This is a genomic window from Frankia sp. Mgl5 (genome assembly GCF_023242985.1).
Classification (GTDB): Bacteria; Actinomycetota; Actinomycetes; order Frankiales; family Frankiaceae; genus Parafrankia; species Parafrankia soli.
On sequence record NZ_JALKFY010000413.1, the window covers coordinates 1 to 432 of the forward strand.

1 protein-coding gene is annotated in these 432 nt (G+C 53.9%); it reads left to right on the plus strand.

The window, feature by feature from the left end; genetic code table 11:
• Positions 1–411, plus strand: a 411-nt coding sequence (gene eutL / locus MXD62_RS09890; protein ID WP_248829042.1) for an ethanolamine utilization microcompartment protein EutL, incomplete at its 5' end; no start/stop codon positions are given.
• Between the last annotated feature and the right edge of the window lie 21 nt (positions 412–432).

Here is a 432-nt window from a genome sequence, read left to right on the forward strand (position 1 = left end):
GAATTTATTGGAATGATCGGCGGGGAAACTCCTTCTGAAGTGACGAGCGGGTTGGATGCAGCGGTCGCACTGATGGAAAGCGGCGCTTGCTTTTATGCGCTGAACGAAGAAGGTACACATGCCTACTACGCGCATGTCATTTCCCGCACCGGTTCTTATCTGTCAAAAGTTGCCGGCATCCGCGAAGGCGAGCCATTGGCGTACTTGATCGCTCCACCGTTGGAAGCGGTATACGGACTAGACGCGGCGTTGAAAGCGGCTGATGTGACAATCCAGCAATTTTACGGTCCGCCAACAGAGACCAACTTTGGTGGAGGTCTGTTGACAGGGAGTCAATCGGCATGTACGGCAGCAGCCCAGACGTTTGCCGATGCCGTCAGAAGCATCGCGGAAAAGCCGCACAAAAGGTAGCAAAAGGAAGGAAGATGAGTG